Source organism: Geodermatophilus saharensis, from assembly GCF_900188205.1.
Taxonomy (GTDB): domain Bacteria; phylum Actinomycetota; class Actinomycetes; order Mycobacteriales; family Geodermatophilaceae; genus Geodermatophilus; species Geodermatophilus saharensis.
Genome location: NZ_FZOH01000003.1, coordinates 173,538 through 190,149, shown reverse-complemented (window position 1 = coordinate 190,149; position 16,612 = coordinate 173,538). Strand labels below are relative to the sequence as shown.

14 protein-coding genes are annotated in these 16,612 nt (G+C 72.9%); 9 read left to right on the top strand and 5 right to left on the bottom strand.

Annotated elements, in window-relative coordinates; genetic code table 11:
• Positions 1–6: 6 nt before the first annotated feature.
• The 3 genes from CHC04_RS08935 to CHC04_RS08925 all read right to left on the bottom strand — a co-directional run bounded on the left by CHC04_RS08935 (position 7) and on the right by CHC04_RS08925 (position 3,413).
• A complete protein-coding gene (locus tag CHC04_RS08935; protein ID WP_089403577.1) occupies positions 7–813 on the bottom strand; it encodes an SDR family NAD(P)-dependent oxidoreductase in 807 nt (268 codons plus the stop codon).
• Entirely contained in the window at positions 810–2,321 is a 1,512-nt protein-coding gene (locus CHC04_RS08930; RefSeq protein WP_217897266.1) for an APC family permease, read from the bottom strand. The genes CHC04_RS08935 and CHC04_RS08930 overlap by 4 nt, the downstream gene beginning before the upstream one ends.
• Before the next feature lie 513 nt (positions 2,322–2,834).
• A complete protein-coding gene (locus CHC04_RS08925; protein ID WP_089403576.1) occupies positions 2,835–3,413 on the bottom strand; it encodes a TetR/AcrR family transcriptional regulator in 579 nt (192 codons plus the stop codon).
• Between the two features lie 283 nt (positions 3,414–3,696).
• Here CHC04_RS08925 and CHC04_RS08920 point away from each other — a divergent pair, with 283 nt between their 5' ends.
• The 9 genes from CHC04_RS08920 to CHC04_RS08875 all read left to right on the top strand — a co-directional run bounded on the left by CHC04_RS08920 (position 3,697) and on the right by CHC04_RS08875 (position 14,246).
• Positions 3,697–4,467, top strand: coding sequence for an SDR family NAD(P)-dependent oxidoreductase (locus CHC04_RS08920; RefSeq protein ID WP_217897265.1), 771 nt, complete (start codon positions 3,697–3,699; stop codon positions 4,465–4,467).
• 24 nt (positions 4,468–4,491) lie between these two features.
• Positions 4,492–5,325 carry a MoaF C-terminal domain-containing protein gene (locus CHC04_RS08915; RefSeq protein ID WP_089403574.1) on the top strand — a complete coding sequence of 278 codons (834 nt, stop codon included), beginning with the start codon at positions 4,492–4,494 and terminating at the stop codon, positions 5,323–5,325.
• 415 nt (positions 5,326–5,740) lie between these two features.
• Positions 5,741–6,703: an MBL fold metallo-hydrolase gene (locus CHC04_RS08905; RefSeq protein ID WP_089403572.1), complete on the top strand. Its 963-nt coding sequence runs from the start codon at positions 5,741–5,743 to the stop codon at positions 6,701–6,703.
• Positions 6,704–6,711: 8 nt separating this feature from the next.
• Positions 6,712–8,325, top strand: a complete 1,614-nt coding sequence (locus CHC04_RS08900) for an FAD-dependent monooxygenase (RefSeq protein ID WP_089403571.1) — start codon at positions 6,712–6,714, stop codon at positions 8,323–8,325.
• Positions 8,326–8,345: 20 nt separating this feature from the next.
• Positions 8,346–9,551: a homogentisate 1,2-dioxygenase gene (locus tag CHC04_RS08895; protein ID WP_089403570.1), complete on the top strand. Its 1,206-nt coding sequence runs from the start codon at positions 8,346–8,348 to the stop codon at positions 9,549–9,551.
• Positions 9,548–10,387: a hypothetical protein gene (locus CHC04_RS08890; RefSeq protein WP_089403569.1), complete on the top strand. Its 840-nt coding sequence runs from the start codon at positions 9,548–9,550 to the stop codon at positions 10,385–10,387. Before CHC04_RS08895 ends, CHC04_RS08890 begins: the two co-directional genes overlap by 4 nt.
• Positions 10,384–11,592 (top strand): fumarylacetoacetase, encoded by a 1,209-nt coding sequence (gene fahA, locus CHC04_RS08885; RefSeq protein WP_089403568.1) that lies wholly within the window; start codon positions 10,384–10,386, stop codon positions 11,590–11,592. Before CHC04_RS08890 ends, fahA begins: the two co-directional genes overlap by 4 nt.
• Positions 11,589–13,037 carry an aldehyde dehydrogenase family protein gene (locus CHC04_RS08880; protein WP_089403567.1) on the top strand — a complete coding sequence of 483 codons (1,449 nt, stop codon included), beginning with the start codon at positions 11,589–11,591 and terminating at the stop codon, positions 13,035–13,037. Before fahA ends, CHC04_RS08880 begins: the two co-directional genes overlap by 4 nt.
• A gap of 84 nt (positions 13,038–13,121) precedes the next feature.
• Positions 13,122–14,246: an NDMA-dependent alcohol dehydrogenase gene (locus CHC04_RS08875; protein ID WP_089403566.1), complete on the top strand. Its 1,125-nt coding sequence runs from the start codon at positions 13,122–13,124 to the stop codon at positions 14,244–14,246.
• On the opposite strand, the gene CHC04_RS08870 is transcribed toward CHC04_RS08875, so the two are convergent.
• Together CHC04_RS08870 and CHC04_RS08865 are read right to left on the bottom strand one after the other, a co-directional pair.
• A complete protein-coding gene (locus tag CHC04_RS08870; protein WP_089403565.1) occupies positions 14,243–14,995 on the bottom strand; it encodes an IclR family transcriptional regulator in 753 nt (250 codons plus the stop codon). The genes CHC04_RS08875 and CHC04_RS08870 overlap by 4 nt on opposite strands.
• The gene (locus CHC04_RS08865) at positions 14,992–16,458 is read right to left on the bottom strand and encodes an APC family permease (protein WP_089403564.1); all 1,467 of its coding nucleotides are present in this window, start codon (positions 16,456–16,458) and stop codon (positions 14,992–14,994) included. The genes CHC04_RS08870 and CHC04_RS08865 overlap by 4 nt, the downstream gene beginning before the upstream one ends.
• Between the last annotated feature and the right edge of the window lie 154 nt (positions 16,459–16,612).

Genomic DNA, 16,612 nt, shown 5'->3' with positions numbered 1-16,612 from the left:
TGGTGGTCATGCCGCTCCCTCCGTGGTCGGAAGAGTCGCGTCCGGCAGGAAGGCGAGGCTGCCGGCGTCCATGGCCGTACTGCCGCCGTCGACAGGCAGCACGACGCCGTGCACGTAGGAGGCGGCCGGGGACAGCAGCCACGCGATGGCCTCGGCGACCTCGGTCGGCGCGGCGGGCCGTCGCTGCGGAACGGCGGCGGTGACCCGGGCGTAGGTCTGCTCGAGATCGAGGCCGAGCGGGCCGCCCAGATCGACCATCTCCTGGTCCGCCATCTCGGTGCGGACCCATCCCGGAGCCACGCAGTTGACGCGCACGCCACGCGGCCCGAGGTCGACGGCGAGGTCCTGGGTGAACATGTGCAGCCCGGCCTTGCTGGCTCCGTAGGCCACGTAGGACGGTGCGCCCCGCAGCCCGGCGACCGAGCCGACAGTGACGACGGCCCCGCGACTCGCGACCAGCGCGTCGACGGCGGCGCGGACCATGAGGAACGGCGCGGTGAGGTTGATCCGCAGCGTCTCCTTCCATGCCTCCACAGTCGTCGTGCCGACGGTGCCCGGGTACGCCACACCGGCGTTGAGGACGAGGGCGTCCAGGCCGCCGAACCACTCCTGCGCCGCGGCGACGGCCGCCGCGGCACCCTCGGGGGTAGCCACGTCACCTGGCAGCGCCCGGGCACCGGTGCGAGCGGCGACCTCGTGCAGCGGGCCCGACCGGCGCCCGCAGGCCACGACCTGGTCGCCGCGGGAGGTAAGGGCCTCGGTGACGGCAGCGCCGATCCCGGAGCCCGCGCCCGTCACGACGACGACGCTCACGGGGTGCCGCTTGACAGGTCCGTGGAGAAGTCCACGGAGCGCTTGACCGTCGCACGCGCCCACCCGGCAGCGGCGCACAGCGGGATGCCCAGCAGCAGCCACTTTCCCGCACCGGTTCCGCCCAGGATGTCGTAGTTGGCGATCGCCAGGTACAGCACGGTGGCGAAGCCGATCAGGGCGATGGCCGGTGCGGCCTTCGTCTGCCAGGCGCTCTCCTCCACCTCGGTGCGAGAGAAGAAGGCGAGCATGGCCACGCAGGTGAGGACGAGGACGGCGATCAACGCGACGGTGCCCAGCGCCAGCAGCCAGAAGAAGGTGATCCCGATCGGGTCGGCGCCGGCGAGCTCGAACCCGGTCAGCACGAGAATCTCCATCACGCCGATGGCGATGGCAGCCACGGCCGGCGTGCCGTTGCGAGCGGTAGTACGTCCGAGAGACGCGGGAAGGACTCCGGCGCGGCCGAGGGCGAAGAGGTAGCGGGCGAACATGTTCGCGAAGCCGATGAGCATCGCCAGGAAGCTGGTCACGACCAAGACGTCGAGCAGGGTGACGAACCAGCCGCCCACGTACTCGCCGGCCAGGTCAGGAACGAAGGTGCCGGTGGCGAGCTTGTCGCCAGCCTGCTGCTGGACGGCGTCGAGCCCGGCCGCGTTCGACAGGCACCAGGTGGTGAAGGCGTAGAAGATCCCGATGAAGGCGATGGACAGGTAAGCGGCCCGCGGGATGGTGCGGCGTGGGGTCTTGGCCTCCTCGGAGAAGACCACGGTCGCCTCGAAGCCGGTGAAGCATGCGAAGGCGAACAGGAACGCCACGCCGAGCCCGGCATTGAAGACGTTGCCGGGGTCGAACCCCGCCAGGGACGCTCCGGAGGTGCCACCGCCGTCACCGAGGATCGCCAGGTCCAGAACCACGAAGGTGAGCACCTCGATGGTCACCAGCACACCCAGGACGCGCAGGCTCATGTCCACTCCGCGCGCCGTCAGGGCGGTCACCAGGATGATGGAGAGCAGCAGGATGATCTCGCGGGGGACGTCGAGCCCGAGGCGGACGGACAGCAACTGCTCGGCGAAGACGCCGTACTGGCTCAACAACCCGCACAGCAGCGACACGTAGCAGAGCACGGTCACCCCAGCAGCAGCGGCGCCCGCGCGAGCGCCGAGGCCGCGGGCGATGTAGGCCACGAATCCGCCGGCGTTGGTGATGTGCCGGCTCATCGTCACGTAGCCCACGCTGAAGACGGCGAAAAGCAGTGCAGCCAGGAGGAACACCGCGGGTGTGCCGGGACCCACAGTGGCGAAGACGACGGGAGATCCGCCGACGATCGCTGCCATGGGGGCGACGGCCGCGATGACGAAGAAGGCCACGCCGAACACCCCCAGCCGATTGCGGCGTAGCCCGCTGCCCTGCATGAGGGTGGCTGTCTGGGTGGGGACCTGGCCGGTGCGCCTGTCCTGCCCGCTGGGGGCAAGTGGCTGGCTCGGCCCGTCGAAGGAACCGGTGTCGACCATCGAAGGTCCTTCCTGCAGAGCTTCCGAGGAAGTCGCGAGGGGCGTCGGGGAGGCGGTGGCAGAGCCGGACGCAACGGGGGTCCGCGGGATCGGGGACCGGCAACGCCATGGAGCCCGTCCTGGCCCAAACTGGCCAGTTGGACAGTGACGGGTGACACAGGATGGTGCCGGTCACGGCGGGACTGGTCAAGTGGATAGCGAGGGATTCTTCCCGTAGCGCTCGGCGCGACCTGGAGGGAGGCCGCGTCAGCGGCCTACAGCCCTTCCCCCGTCCGTTTCCCCGGCGGAGGACTCCTCAGAAGACCCCGCGCGACGAGCGCCTCAAGGCGGACGCCCGGGCCCACAGCAGTCCGAGTCGCGATGGTGAAGCGATCCCCGGACGCGGAAGCCGGCGACGGCGGCGCGGTCGCCGGGTGGTAGCTGCCCCTGCGTTCAGACCACGCCCGCCAGGCGGTGGGCCGAGATCGCTCCTAGACGCGCTCGACACAGCCCTGGCGTGCGAGCCCAGCTACCTCAGCGCAACCGGCCGAGCAGCCCGCGCAGTCGGTCGAGCGCCCCCTGCGTCGCCTCGGTCTCACCGAGGGAGACCTGCTGGAACACGAGACCGTCGAGCGCCGCGAACACCAGATGCACCAGGTCCGGATCGTCGGGCAGACCACAGGCTTGCAGCTCGGTGTGCAGAGCCTCCCGATACGCCTGGTAGAGGCGCTCCACGTGAGGGCGGAGGGCCGGTCGCCGGCGCGATTCGAGGATGAGCTCGTACTGGAACACCGCGTCGTCGGTCTCCTGCTCGAACCACGTCTGAACGCCCACGAACAGCGCCTCGACGTCGCCACTTCCGGGGGCCGAGCTGAGCGAGGCCACGCCGTGCTCGAGGGAGTACTGCAGGGCCTCTTCGATCAGAGCGTCCCGCGTACCGAAGTGGTGGGCGACGAGCCCGTGGGCCACGCCTGCCTCCGCCGCGACCGAGCGGTAGGTCAGGTGACGCAGCCCCTGGGTCGCACCCACATGCACCGCGGCGGCCAGTAGCGCGGTCCGCCCCTCTCCGTACCGAGGTCCCTCCCGCTGGGGCGAGGTCCTGGCGACAGTCATGGCGTAGCTCCCGGCGACGAAGTTCCAGTTCGGTGGTGCCACAGGTCCGCGCTCGCTGCAACGAGCCTCGCACGACCACGAGGACGTCCCCGACATCGAGCGAGCATGCCCTCGCGGAATCTCGCTGTCCACTTGACCAGTTCTGTGAGCTTCGTGCATCGTGTGCCAGCGGTCACTCCCGCCCGGGATGTTCGGAGTCCATGTCGGCGGGACCGTCGCGTTCGACCGCGCTCACCAGTGGATCTCGACCGGCCGCAGCCGCATTCCCTCGACAGGAGCACCCGTGGACCTGCACCTGACGAACCGCGTCGCGCTCGTCACGGGCGGCGCCTCGGGCATCGGGCGTGCCTGCGTCGACGCCCTGCTCGCCGAGGGCGCCCGCGTGGCCGTCCTCGACCGCAGCGCCGACGGCGAGACCGTCGTAGACGGGCTGCGGCAGCGGGGGCTCCCCGTCGAGTTCGTCCAGGCGGACGTCACCGTCGAGGCCGAGGTGGCCGACGCGGTGGCTCGGACCGTCGACTCCTTCGGCCGGCTGGACACCGTGCTCGGCTGCGCAGGCGTCTCCGGTCCGGTCGGGACCCTTGCGGCCGATGTGTCCGAGCGGGACTGGGACCGGGTGATGGCCGTCAACGTCAAGGGCAACTTCCTCGTCGCCAAGCACAGCATTCCCCGGCTGGCCGGAAGTGACGTCGGGACCATGGTCTTCATCGCGTCGGATTCGGCTCTCGTCGGGTTCGAGGGCATGACGCCCTACTGCACCTCCAAGGGCGCGGTCCTCCAGCTCACCCGGGCGTTGTCCGTCGATCACCCCGGCATCCGCGTCAACTGCCTGTGTCCGGGCGTTGTGGACACCCCGATGTCCCGCGCAGACCTCGGCCGCCCGCAGGGCTTCGCGGGGGTCGGCCTGCCGGTGATGCAGCCCGAGCAGATCGCGGCGCACGCCGCCTTCCTCGCCTCGCCCGTGAGCGCGCCGATCAACGGGTCACCGATCGTGTCCGACTTCGGCTACGTCGCCCGCTCCGCGCTGCCCCCGCTCGACTTCGACACCCCCTGACCGAATCCCCATGGAGGACCTGACATGACCACCACCCCCGCCTTCAGCTGGGCGAAGGACGACTGGGCGTCGTTGACCGAGATGGCCGACGGATTCGACGAATACCGCCCACCGCTGTCCGCTGCGCTCGCGGGCCGACGTCTGGAACTGCGATGCCGCGTTCCGGGCGAGGCTGGCACGGACTTCACGCTGATCCACGAGTTCGAGGCGGAGACCCTGCGATGGACGGTGCAGGACGGCGCCGGGACACGCGACGGGTCCGAGACCTACGAGCTGTTCGAGATGCAGCCGGGCCTGTTCTTCCTGCACTACCGGCGCAGCGGTGAGGACCACCCGGTCGTCGTCACCATGGCGCTCGACACCGACAGCGGCCAGGCCACCGGCACCGTCGGCGAACTCGGCCTCCGGCCGGAGCCTCACCTGGCTCGTCAGCGCTGGTTCCAGGGGCAGCTCGCCGGAACCGACGCCACCGGCAACGGTGCGCACCAGCGAACGACCGAGCTGATCGGCCACCGAGTCCGGTACGCCTACAGCAGCGACGACGTCTACGACCACGTCTACCTCAACGAGAACCTGTTCACGTGGCTGTGCCTCGGCGGCGCCGAGCTCGGCGTCGGGGACACCGACAGCGCCACGTACTGGAAGCTGCGGGACGAGACCTATCTGTTCTCCTGGCTGGAGAAGAACGTCGGCGTCGAGGGCATGGTGCTCATCGACCTGGCCGCCCTGCGCACCGTGGGCATCCAGTTCGGCCTCGATCAGCAGAGCGGTGATCTGGTGAACCTGACGATGGGGGCCTACGCGCAGGACTTCGGCCGGGTGCCCGGGGTGGACGAGAGCCGCCCGCGCCCCGCCTGACCGGCCCCCCATCACGAGTCGGCGCTGTGGCCGCACCGGTCACACGCCGGCCGTGGCACCGTCGTCGCGATCATCCCTGGCTCGTCGCCGTACCGGTCATCGGGGCCGACGTCTGGTCCACGACAGCCTCGAGCAGGCCGAGGCGGCCAACGCGGAGGCCGTCGAGATGCCTGCTGTCGGCCGGATCGCCGCCGTCCCCCAGACCGTCTCCATCGACACCGCCTGGATGCCGGTCGACCGACCACCCCCAGGCCAGCCGCGCCCGGGTGCCCAGCACGCGCTTGGCACCCGGACGTCGCCATTCGAGCGACTTCGCAGTCCCCCCTTGTGTCACAGGCCACTCGCCCGTACCGTTGAACCGGTAAAGGAACGTGCTGTTCGACTATCGAACGGCGGCGGATCAGGAGATCCCCTCATGGCAACCAAGCCCTTTGCTTCTTCCGCTGATCTGGGCGTCAAGGAGCAGACCCTCGAGGTGCTCGCCGACGGCGTGTACGCGCTGACCGCCGAGGGCGACCCCAACCTCGGTGCCATCGAGGGTGAGGACTTCCTCGTCTGCTTCGAGGCGCTGGCCACCCCCGTCGCGGCCCGCCGCTGGCTGGCCAAGCTGCGCGAGCACACCGACAAGCCGGTCCGCTACCTGGTGCTCAGCCACTACCACGCGGTCCGCGTGCTGGGCGCCAGCGCCTTCGACGCCGAGGTCATCGTCAGCTCCGAGCAGACCAAGGGCCTGATCGCCGAGCGCGGCCAGCAGGACTGGGAGAGCGAGTACGGCCGCATGCCACGGCTCTTCGAGGAGCCCGAGTCCATACCCGGCCTCACCTGGCCCACGATGACGTTCCGCGACAAGCTGACCATCGAACTCGGCGGCGACCGCGGCGAGCTGGTGCTCGAGTTCCTCGGCCGCGGTCACACCGAGGGCGACATCGTCGCCTGGATCCCGAAGCACGAGATCCTCTTCGCCGGCGACCTGGTCGAGTCCCAGGCCGCGCTCTACACCGGCGACGCGTTCCACTTCGACTGGGCCGCCGGCACCCTCGACCGGGTCAAGGCCCTCGGCGCCCGCCAGCTCGTCGGCGGCCGCGGCGCCATCGCCCGGGGCCGGGACCAGGTCGATGCCGCGATCGAGCAGACCCGCGACTTCCTCCTCACCATGCAGCGCACCGTCGGCGACGTGCACCGCGCCGGTGGCACCCTCAAGCAGGCCTTCGAGGCCACCCACACCGCCCTGGCCCCGAAGTACGGCAAGTGGCCGATCTTCGAGCACTGCCTGCCCTTCGACGTCCAGCGCATCTGGGACGAGATGGACGGCATCGAGCGCCCCGTCATCTGGACGGCGGAGCGCGACCGTCAGGTGTGGGACGAGCTGCAGGGCTGACGACGGCGATGACTACTCCCTCCACGAGCGCGCCGGTCCTGGTGCTGGGTTGCGGTCCGGTCGGCCAGACCACCGCCCTCCTGCTGGCCCGCTGGGGCCTGTCCGTCGTCGTCCTGGACGGGCGCCCCGAGCGGGACGTGATCGGCAGCAAGGCCATCTGCCAGCAGCGCGACGTCCTCGATGTCTGGGACGCCGTCGGCGTCGGCGCGGAAGTGGCCCGCCGCGGCGTCACCTGGACGACCGCCCGGACGTTCCACCGCGACAAGGAGCTCTTCAGCTTCCAGTTCGCCGACCGCGGGAAGTCCCCATTCCCCCCGTTCGTCAACATCTCGCAGTGCGAGACCGAGCGGCTGCTCGACGAGCGCATTGCCGCCGAACCGCTGATCGAGGTCCGCTGGGGGCACCGCGTGACGGCCATCCAGCAGGACGGGTCCGGCGTGACCGTCACGTGCGCGACCGCGAACGGCGCCACGTCGGTGCGAGGCTCGTACACGGTCGCGTGCTCCGGCCCCCGCAGTGACGAGGTCCGGGCGGCCCTCGGGCTCACCTTCGAGGGCGAGACGTTCGACGACTACTTCCTCATCTGCGACATCCGCACGGACATGCCGGGCTGGGAGACCGAGCGGCGGTTCTACTTCGACCCGGAGTGGAACCCCGGCCGGCAGGTGCTGATCCACCCCTGCCCCGACTCCACGTTCCGCATCGACTGGCAGGTGCCGCCGCACTTCGACCTCGCGGAGGAAGAGGCTTCCGGCGGCCTCGACCGGCGGATCCGCCAGGTGATCGGCGACCGGCCCTACGAGATCGTGTGGAAGTCGGTCTACCGCTTCCACTCCCGGGTCGTCGACCGGATGCGGGTCGGGCGGGTGCTCATCGCCGGCGACGCGGCGCACCTCGTCTCCCCCTTCGGTGCCCGGGGCCTGAACTCGGGCGTGCTGGACGCCGAGAACGCCGCCTGGAAGATCGCCTTCGTCCTCCACGGTTGGGCCCCCGAGTCGCTCCTGGACAGCTACCACGACGAGCGGCACGCCGCGGCGCTGGAGAACCTGGCGGTCACCGGCGACACCATGCGGTTCCTCGTGCCGGGTAGCGACGAGGAGGCAGCCCGCCGCCTGGACGTCCTGGAGCGGGCGGCGACCGACGCTGCCGCCCGGGCCCAGGTGGACTCCGGCCGGCTCGCCGAGCCGTTCTGGTACGTCGACTCGCCGCTGACGACCCCCGACGAGCGGCGGCCGTTCCCCGGCCGGCCGGCTCGCGGCGACGTCCCCGTGCCGGCACCGGGTGTCCTGGTTCCCGACTGCCCGATCAGCGTGCCGGGCCGGCCCGAGCCGGGGCGGCTGCGGCAGCTGGCCCGTTCCGGAGTCACCGTGCTGGTCGGGGACGACGCCGCGCTGCCCTCCCTGCCGGAGACCCTGGCAGCGCACCTGCCCGTCGCCGTGCACCGCATCAGCGATCTCGACTCCGGCCCCACCCTGCGCGACGCGCTCGGCGCCCGCCCGGACGAGATCTGGGTGCTGCGCCCCGACGGTCACGTGGCGGCCGTCCTCACGCGCTCCGCCGACGTCGCCCCCGCGGTGGCCCGGCTGCTCGACCGCTCGGTTCTCAGCCCTGTCCTGGCCTGACCGTTCCTGGAGGCACTCCCATGGCGTTCTACAAGCAGGTGGGCAGCGTCCCGCCGAAGCGGCACACCCAGTTCCGCGCCCCCGACGGCAGCCTCTACTCCGAGGAGCTGGTGGGTGAGGAGGGTTTCTCCTCCGACTCCTCGCTGCTCTACCACCGCGGCGTCCCCTCGGCGATCGTCGACGCCCGCCCCTGGGAGCTCCCCGACCAGACCCTCACCCCCAACGCCCCGCTGACGCCTCGGCACCTCAAGCTGCACGACCTGTTCGCCGGCGAGGAGCACAAGGCCACCGACCCGGTGACCGGCCGGCGGCTGGTGCTCGGCAACGGCGACGTCCGCATCTCCTACGCCGTGTCGTCGCTGACCAGCCCGTACTACCGCAACGCCACCGGCGACGAGTGCGTCTACGTCGAGCGTGGCAGCGCCACCGTGGAGACCACCTTCGGCGGACTGGAGGTCGGCCAGGGCGACTACGTGGTCATCCCGCGCACCGTCACGCACCGCTGGATCCCGACCGGCGCCGAGCCGCTGCGCACCTACGCGATCGAGGCCAACAGCCACATCGCCCCGCCCAAGCGGTACCTGTCGAAGTACGGGCAGTTCCTCGAGCACGCGCCGTACTGCGAGCGCGACCTGCGCGGCCCCACCGCGCCGCTGCTGGCCGAGGGCACCGACGTGGAGGTCTACGTCAAGCACCGCGGCAGCGGTCCCGGCGGGCTCAGCGGCACCGTGCACGTCGTCCCGGAGCACCCCTTCGACGTCGTCGGCTGGGACGGCTGCCTCTACCCGTACGCGTTCAACATCGCCGACTACGAGCCGATCACCGGCCGGGTGCACCAGCCGCCGCCGGTGCACCAGGTCTTCGAGGGCGCCAACTTCGTCATCTGCAACTTCGTGCCGCGGAAGGTCGACTACCACCCGCAGGCGGTGCCGGTGCCCTACTACCACTCCAACGTCGACTCCGACGAGATCATGTTCTACGTCGACGGCGACTACGAGGCCCGCAAGGGCTCCGGCATCGGCAAGGGCTCGATCTCGGTGCACCCCGGCGGGCACTCCCACGGGCCGCAGCCCGGCGCGGTGGAGCGCTCGCTGGGCGTCGAGTTCTTCGACGAGCTCGCGGTCATGGTCGACACCTTCCGGCCCCTCGACCTCGGCGAGGCCGGCCTCGCCGTCGACGACGGGAAGTACGCCTGGACCTGGTCGGGCCGGGGCCCCTCGGCATGACGGGCCTGTTCACCGGGTTCTTCGACGACGCGGCGCTGTTCCCGCCCGGCGACGCGCCGATGGCCGCCGCCGTGCCGGCGCACCGCGAGCTGCGGGCCCGGCTCGGGGACCTGGTGGGGCCGTTCGTGGTCCCCGCCGCCCGGCTCGACGAGCTGGCCGCGCACCTCGGGGACGGCGGTCCGCTGGGCGTCTCGCTGATCGCGGCGGCCGGCGACCTGCCGGCCGCCGCGGCAGGAGTCGGGTCCGACCCGCGGCTGCGGCTGGCCGCCGTCGAGGTGCCCGTCGTCGCCGACGCGGACGCCGCGCGGGAGGCGCTCGCCGTGGCCGCCGGCGTCGTGCCCGACGGCGTCCCGGTGGCCGTCGAGGTGCCGCGCACCGCCCCCCGCGACGCCGTCCTCGACGCGCTCGCCGGCACCGGCGCCCGCGCCAAGCTGCGCACCGGGGGGCTGCGGGCCGACCTGTTCCCCTCCGCGGGCGAGCTCGCCGGCACGCTGGCCGCCTGCGTCGCCCGCGGCGTCGCGGTCAAGTGCACCGCCGGCCTGCACTCCGCGCTCGCGCACACCGACCCCGCCACCGGCTTCGCCCACCACGGCTTCCTGAACGTCCTGCTGGCGGCCGACGCGCTGGCCTCGGGGGCGACGGCGGAGGCCGCGTCGGACGAACTGGCCCGCACCGACCCCGCTGCCGTGGCCGGTGCGGTGCGCTCCTGGCCGGCCGACCGCGCCGCCCGCGCCCGCGCCGTGTTCACCTCCTTCGGCACCTGCAGCGTGCTCGAGCCGGTCGACGACCTCGTCGCCCTCGGCCTGCTGCCCTCCCTCGACAGGACCCCGGCATGAGCTGGCTCGACCTGCCCGACGACACCGGCTTCGGCGTCGACAACCTGCCCCACGGCGTCTTCTCCACGCCCGGCACCGCACCGCGCACCGGGATCGCCATCGGCGACGCCGTGCTCGACCTCGCCGCGGCCACCGGCGACGAGGTGCACGCCACCGGCTCGCTCAACGCCTTCCTGGCGCGCGGGCCGGGGGCCTGGGCCGACCTGCGGGCGCAGCTGACCGGGTGGCTCACCGACGAGGCGCACCGCGGCCGGGTGGAGCCGCACCTGGTGCCGCGGTCGGAGGTGACGCTGCACCTGCCGGTGGAGGTCGCCGACTACGTCGACTTCTACAGCTCCCGGCACCACGCCGAGAACCTCGGCCGGATGTTCCGGCCCGACTCCCCGCCGCTGACGCCTAACTGGCAGCACCTGCCCATCGGCTACCACGGCCGCGCCGGCACCGTCGCCGTCTCCGGGACGCCGGTGGTGCGACCCAGCGGGCAGCGCAAGGGCCCCGCCGACGACGCCCCGACCTTCGGCCCCTCACGGCGCCTCGACATCGAGGCCGAGGTCGGCTTCGTCGTCGGGGCCGGCTCGTCGCTGGGCGCGCCGGTGCCACTGGGCGCCTTCGCCGACCACGTCTTCGGCGTCTGCCTGGTCAACGACTGGTCGGCCCGCGACATCCAGTCCTGGGAGTACGTGCCGCTGGGGCCCTTCCTCGGCAAGAGCTTCCTCACCTCGGTGTCCCCCTGGGTGGTGCCGCTTGCAGCCCTGGAGGCCGCGCGGGTCGCCCCGCCGCCCCGCGACGTGCCGCTGCTGCCCTACCTCGACGACGCCGGCACGCAGCCCTGGGGGCTCGACATCGCGATCGAGGTCCGCCTCAACGGGGAGCTCGTGTCCTGCCCGCCGTTCGACCTCATGTACTGGACCGCCGCCCAGCAGCTGGCCCACACCACGGTCAACGGTGCGAGCCTGCGCACCGGGGACCTGTTCGCCTCCGGCACGGTCTCCGGCCCCCGGCCGGACCAGCGCGGCTCGTTCATCGAGCTCTCCTGGGGCGGCGAGGAGCCGCTCACCCTGTCCGACGGCTCCACCCGCACCTTCCTCGAGGACGGCGACGTCGTCACCCTCACCGCCACCGCGCCCGGCACCGGCGGCGGCCGCATCTCCCTCGGCGAGGTCACCGGCCGCGTCGAGCCCTCCCAAACCGAAGGACCGCGATGACCACCCCCACCGTGACCGAGCCCGTGACCACCACGGCGCAGACCCCGACCTACGACGAGCTGCTGGCCGCCGTCACCGACCCCGCCGGCCGCGAGGTCCTCGACCCGGCCACCGGTGAGGCCGTCGGCCGGGTCGCCGACCGGTCCGCCGACGACGTCGACGCCGCCGTCGCCCGGGTCCGGGCCGCGCAACCGGCGTGGGCCGCCCGTCCCGACGCCGAGCGCATCGAGCTGCTGCTGGGCGCGGCCGAGGCGATCGAGGCGGCCGCCGAGCCGCTGGCCGAGCTGCTCTCCCGCGAGCAGGGCAAGCCGCTCAACGGCCCCAACGCCCGCTTCGAGGTCGGCGCCTGCGCCGCCTGGCTGCGCGCCACCGCGGCCACCGAGCTGCCCGTGGAGACCGTCGTCGACGACGGCAAGACCCGCGCCGAACTGCACTACCGCCCCGTCGGCGTCGTCGGCGCCATCGGCCCGTGGAACTGGCCGATGATGATCACCGTCTGGCAGGTCGCCCCCGCGCTGCGGATGGGCAACACCGTGGTGGTCAAGCCCTCGGAGTACACCCCGCTCAGCGTGCTGGCCCTGGTGCACGTGCTGAACGGCGTACTGCCCGCTGACGTGCTCACCGCCGTCGCCGGCGGCCGCGACGTCGGCGCGCGCCTGTCGGCCCACCCCGACGTCGACAAGGTGGTGTTCACCGGCTCCACCGCCACCGGCCAGGCCATCATCAAGAGCTCGGCCGACACCGTGAAGCGCCTGACCCTGGAGCTCGGCGGCAACGACGCCGGCATCGTGCTGCCCGACGTCGACCCCGCGGCCATCGCCGAGGGCCTGTTCTGGGGCGCCTTCATCAACACGGGCCAGACCTGCGCCGCCCTCAAGCGCCTCTACGTGCACACCGACGTCTACGACGACGTCGTCGCCGCCCTCACCGAGGTCGCCAAGGCCATGCCCATGGGCCGCGGACTCGACGAGGCCAACGTGCTCGGCCCGCTGCAGAACCGCGCGCAGTACGAGATCGTCGCCCGCCTCGTCGACGCCGCCCGCGACTCGGGCGCGCGGATCCTGCTCGGCGGCGACCCCGACCCCGACGCGCCCGGGCACTTCTACCCGACGACGCTGGTCGCCGACGTCGACGACGACAACCCACTGGTGGCCGAGGAGCAGTTCGGCCCCGCGCTGCCGATCGTGCGCTACGACGACGTCGAGCAGGCGATCGCCATGGCCAACCGGCTCGACGTCGGCCTCGGTGCCTCGGTGTGGAGCAGCGACCGCGACGCCGCCCGCGCCGTCGCCGCCCGGCTGCAGGCCGGCACCGTGTGGATCAACTCCCACGGCGGCGTGCACCCGATGATCCCCTTCGGCGGGCACAAGAGGTCCGGCTACGGCCTCGAGTTCGGCGTCGAGGGCCTCAAGGCCGTCGCCGTCCCCCAGGTCATCAACGGCTGAGCCGTCAACGGCTGAGGCGTCAACGGCTGAGGCGGGCACGTCCGCGGAAGTGCCCGAGCCACCCCTGCTCAGAGAGGAGCCCCCGTGCCCATCACCACGAAGGTGTCGCTGGTCCGCCAGGCCCCCGGCACGTACGAGACCGCCACCGTCGAGCTCGACGACCCCCGCCAGGGCGAGGTGACCGTCAAGATCGCCGCGTCGGGGCTGTGCCACTCCGACGACCACGTGGCCACCGGGGACGTCCCGGTCGGGATCTACCCGTTCGTCGGCGGCCACGAGGGCGCCGGCGTGGTCACCGCCGTCGGGCCGAACACCCCGGGCTTCGAGGTCGGCGACCACGTCGTCTTCTCGTTCCTGCCCGCCTGCGGGAAGTGCGAGTTCTGCGCGCAGGGGATGAGCAACCTGTGCGACCTGGGCGCCTCGCTGCTCACCGGCGCCCGCGCGGAGGACCCGACCAGCTTCCGGATGAGCGAGAACGGGCAGCCGGTGGGCCAGCAGTGCGGCATCTCCACCTTCGCCGAGTACACGACCGCCTCCGTCGACAGCGTCATCAAGATCGACCGGGACATCCCGCTGAAGGCCGCCGCGCTGGTCGGCTGCGGCGTGCCCACCGGCTTCGGCTCGGCGGTCAACTCCGCGAACATCAAGCCGGGCGCCACGGTGATCGTCATGGGCATCGGCGGGATCGGCGCCAACGCGCTGCAGGGCGCGGTGCACGCCGGCGCGACGACGGTCATCGCCGTCGACCCGGTGGCGGCCAAGGCCGAGTGGGCGCAGCAGTTCGGCGCCACCCACTTCTTCGAGGGCATCGACGAGGCGGCCGAGTACGCGCGGTCGATCACCAACGGGCAGGGCGCCGACGCCACGATCGTCACCATCGGCGTCGTGCAGGGCGAGCACGTGGCGCAGGCGCTGGCCAGCGTCCGCAAGGCGGGCACCGTGGTGCTCACCGGGCTGGGCGACCTCACCGCCGTCGGTGCGCCCATCTCCCTCGGCGACCTCACGCTCATGCAGAAGCGGCTGCAGGGCTCGCTGTTCGGGGAGTCCAACCCCCGCCACGACGTGCCCAACCTGCTGCGCATGTACCAGGCCGGCCAGCTCAAGCTCGACGAGCTGGTGACCAGGGAGTACACGCTCGACCAGGTCGCGCAGGCCTACGAGGACATGCACGCCGGCCGCAACATCCGCGGCGTCGTCGTCTTCGACTAGCCGAGCAGCGGGCCGAGGCGGCGGGCGAACCCCTCCGCCAGCCCGGCGGGCGCGGCCAGCGCGGCGGGGGCGGCGCCCCGGACGGTGACCACGACCGCGGCCACCAGCGCCCCCGCCGGCGCCCGCACGGGGACCGCCGCGCACGTCAGGTCCTCGTGCACCTGCCCGGCCTGCACCGCCCACCCGCGCCGGCGCGTCTCGCGCAGCTCGGCGTCGAGGTCGGCCGGCCGCACGACGGTCCGGTCGGTGAGCCGGTGCAGCCGGGCGGGGCTGAGCACCTCCTGCCAGTCGGCCTGCTCGGCCAGCAGCAGCTTGCCGGGCGCGGAGGCGTGCAGGTGGCGCTCCACGAGCTCCGGGGCCTGCAGCGGGTGGTCGGGGTCGACGTCGGCGCAGTGCAGCGTGGAGGACGTGCACAGCACCAGGTGGACGCCGGAGCGCACCTGACCGCGCAGCTCGGCCACCACCTCGCGGGCCGCGGTGCACAGCGGCGCGGTGGCGGCGGCGCCGGTGAGGCGGGCGGCCTTGCGGCCCATCGCGAAGCCGTGCAGGTCGGGCAGCCGCACCAGGTACTCCTCCCCCACCAGCAGGTTGAGTAGCCGGTAGGTGGTGGCCGGCGGGAGCCCGAGCTCGTCGGCGACCTCCTTCGCCGTCACGCCGGCCCCGACCCGGGCCACCGTCTCGAGGATGGCCAGCGCGCTCTGGACGGCCTTGGGCTGGCGCCCGGTGAGCCCCCGGTCGATGGCCGTCATCGCGGCGGCTCGGCCGCGACGCTGCCCGGGAGCACGCTGCTGGCCGTGGCCTGGTCGTACACGCCGACCCCGCGCAGCCGCTCCGGGGCGCGCCACCGCAGCCACAGCGCCCACGCCACCCCGGGCGCCAGGGCGGCGAGGAACACCGTCGCCGTCGCCTCGCCGTCCCACCGCGCGGCGCCGCCGACGGTGACCAGCAGCCCGGCCAGGCCCACCGCCGCGGCCAGCACGCCGCCGAGGAGCGGGAGCACGGTGAGCTCCCCGATCCGGCGCAGGAACAGCGGCATCGCCAGGCAGGCCAGCACGTAGGCGACCAGGTAGCCGAAGGCCGAGACGGTGAGCGAGCCGACCAGCACCGACAGCGGCCGGGCCCCGAGGGCGAGCGCGACGACCGGCACGCCGACGACCGCCGGCACCACCAGGGCCAGCGCCCGGTGCGGGGTCTCGAACCGGCGGTGCGTGCGGCCCAGGGTCCGCGGCAGCACCTCCTCGCGGGCCATCGAGAACAGCACCCGCCCGAGGGCGTTGGTCGAGCCGGTGACGCAGGCGAAGAACGACGCGGCGATGCCCAGGTCCAGCAGCCGCCGCAGGACCACCAGACCGTTGCGGTCGGCGAGCTCGGCGACCGGGACCGGGCTGGTCAGCACGTCCAGCGGAGCGGCGCGCAGGAGCACCACCTGGGCTCCCGCGGCCGCGAACACGAGCACCCCGGCCACGGCCGGGGTCCACAGCACGGCACGGGGGACGGCGACGAGCGGGCGGCGCGCCTCCACCCCGAGCACGGCGGCGCTCTCGAAGCCCATGAACGCGGTGACGCCGAGCACCACGCCCACGGCCAGCCCGCCCCCGTGCAGCGGCGCGTCGACGACGGGCGCCGCGGTGTCGGGGGCGCCGCGGGCGACGACCAGCAGCACCCCGAGCACGACGACGACCAGCAGCACCGACACGACCTCGAGGACCAGGGCGACCCGGGCCGACAGCTGGATGCCGCGCACCGCGAAGGTGGCGGCCAGCAGCCCGAGCCCGCCGGCCAGCAGGGCGACGACCGACGGCGTCGGCTCGAGCCCGAACAGCCCGGCGCCGTAGAGGGCCGAGCCGACCAGTGCCGACATCGCGACGGCGGCGTAGCCGATCAGCAGCGCCCAGCCGCCGACGAGCGCGCCGACCGGGCCCAGGCCCTTCGCGGTGTAGCTGTACGTGCCGCCCACCGCGGCCATGCGGCGCCCGAACTGGGTGAGACACCAGCCGATGAGCAGCACCAGGGCGGTGGCCGCGACGAACGCCGGCAGCGTGGCCGCCCCGGCCTCGACCAGCACGATCGAGGGGACGACGACCATCGCCGCCGTCGGGGCCAGTGCCGACACCGACTGGGCGAGCACCTCGGCGAAGCTGAGCCGCCGCCGGCGCAGCCCCTCGACCGGCGACCGCGCGGGCAGCCGGACGGCGGTGCTGCGCTGCGCCATGCCACTCCCCTCGACTGCTGCGCGAGGGTAGGGCAGACCGCGTGTCGTCGAGGCCCTCCCCGAATGAGAAAACGTGACCGCCGTCTCCCGTTCGGTGTAACGAGAACGTTTCCGCTTCATGACGGCCGTGTAACCGCGCACCTCGCGGGCCGGG

What these genes read in the sequence shown, in the direction of transcription:
- CHC04_RS08930 (WP_217897266.1), bottom strand. Translation starts at nt 2,321, where the DNA reads ATGGTCGACACCGGTTCCTTCGACGGGCCGAGCCAGCCACTTGCCCCC.
- CHC04_RS08925 (WP_089403576.1), bottom strand. Translation starts at nt 3,413, where the DNA reads ATGACTGTCGCCAGGACCTCGCCCCAGCGGGAGGGACCTCGGTACGGA.
- CHC04_RS08915 (WP_089403574.1), top strand. Translation starts at nt 4,492, where the DNA reads ATGACCACCACCCCCGCCTTCAGCTGGGCGAAGGACGACTGGGCGTCG.
- CHC04_RS08905 (WP_089403572.1), top strand. Translation starts at nt 5,741, where the DNA reads ATGGCAACCAAGCCCTTTGCTTCTTCCGCTGATCTGGGCGTCAAGGAG.
- CHC04_RS08900 (WP_089403571.1), top strand. Translation starts at nt 6,712, where the DNA reads ATGACTACTCCCTCCACGAGCGCGCCGGTCCTGGTGCTGGGTTGCGGT.
- CHC04_RS08895 (WP_089403570.1), top strand. Translation starts at nt 8,346, where the DNA reads ATGGCGTTCTACAAGCAGGTGGGCAGCGTCCCGCCGAAGCGGCACACC.
- CHC04_RS08890 (WP_089403569.1), top strand. Translation starts at nt 9,548, where the DNA reads ATGACGGGCCTGTTCACCGGGTTCTTCGACGACGCGGCGCTGTTCCCG.
- fahA (WP_089403568.1), top strand. Translation starts at nt 10,384, where the DNA reads ATGAGCTGGCTCGACCTGCCCGACGACACCGGCTTCGGCGTCGACAAC.
- CHC04_RS08880 (WP_089403567.1), top strand. Translation starts at nt 11,589, where the DNA reads ATGACCACCCCCACCGTGACCGAGCCCGTGACCACCACGGCGCAGACC.
- CHC04_RS08870 (WP_089403565.1), bottom strand. Translation starts at nt 14,995, where the DNA reads ATGACGGCCATCGACCGGGGGCTCACCGGGCGCCAGCCCAAGGCCGTC.
- CHC04_RS08865 (WP_089403564.1), bottom strand. Translation starts at nt 16,458, where the DNA reads ATGGCGCAGCGCAGCACCGCCGTCCGGCTGCCCGCGCGGTCGCCGGTC.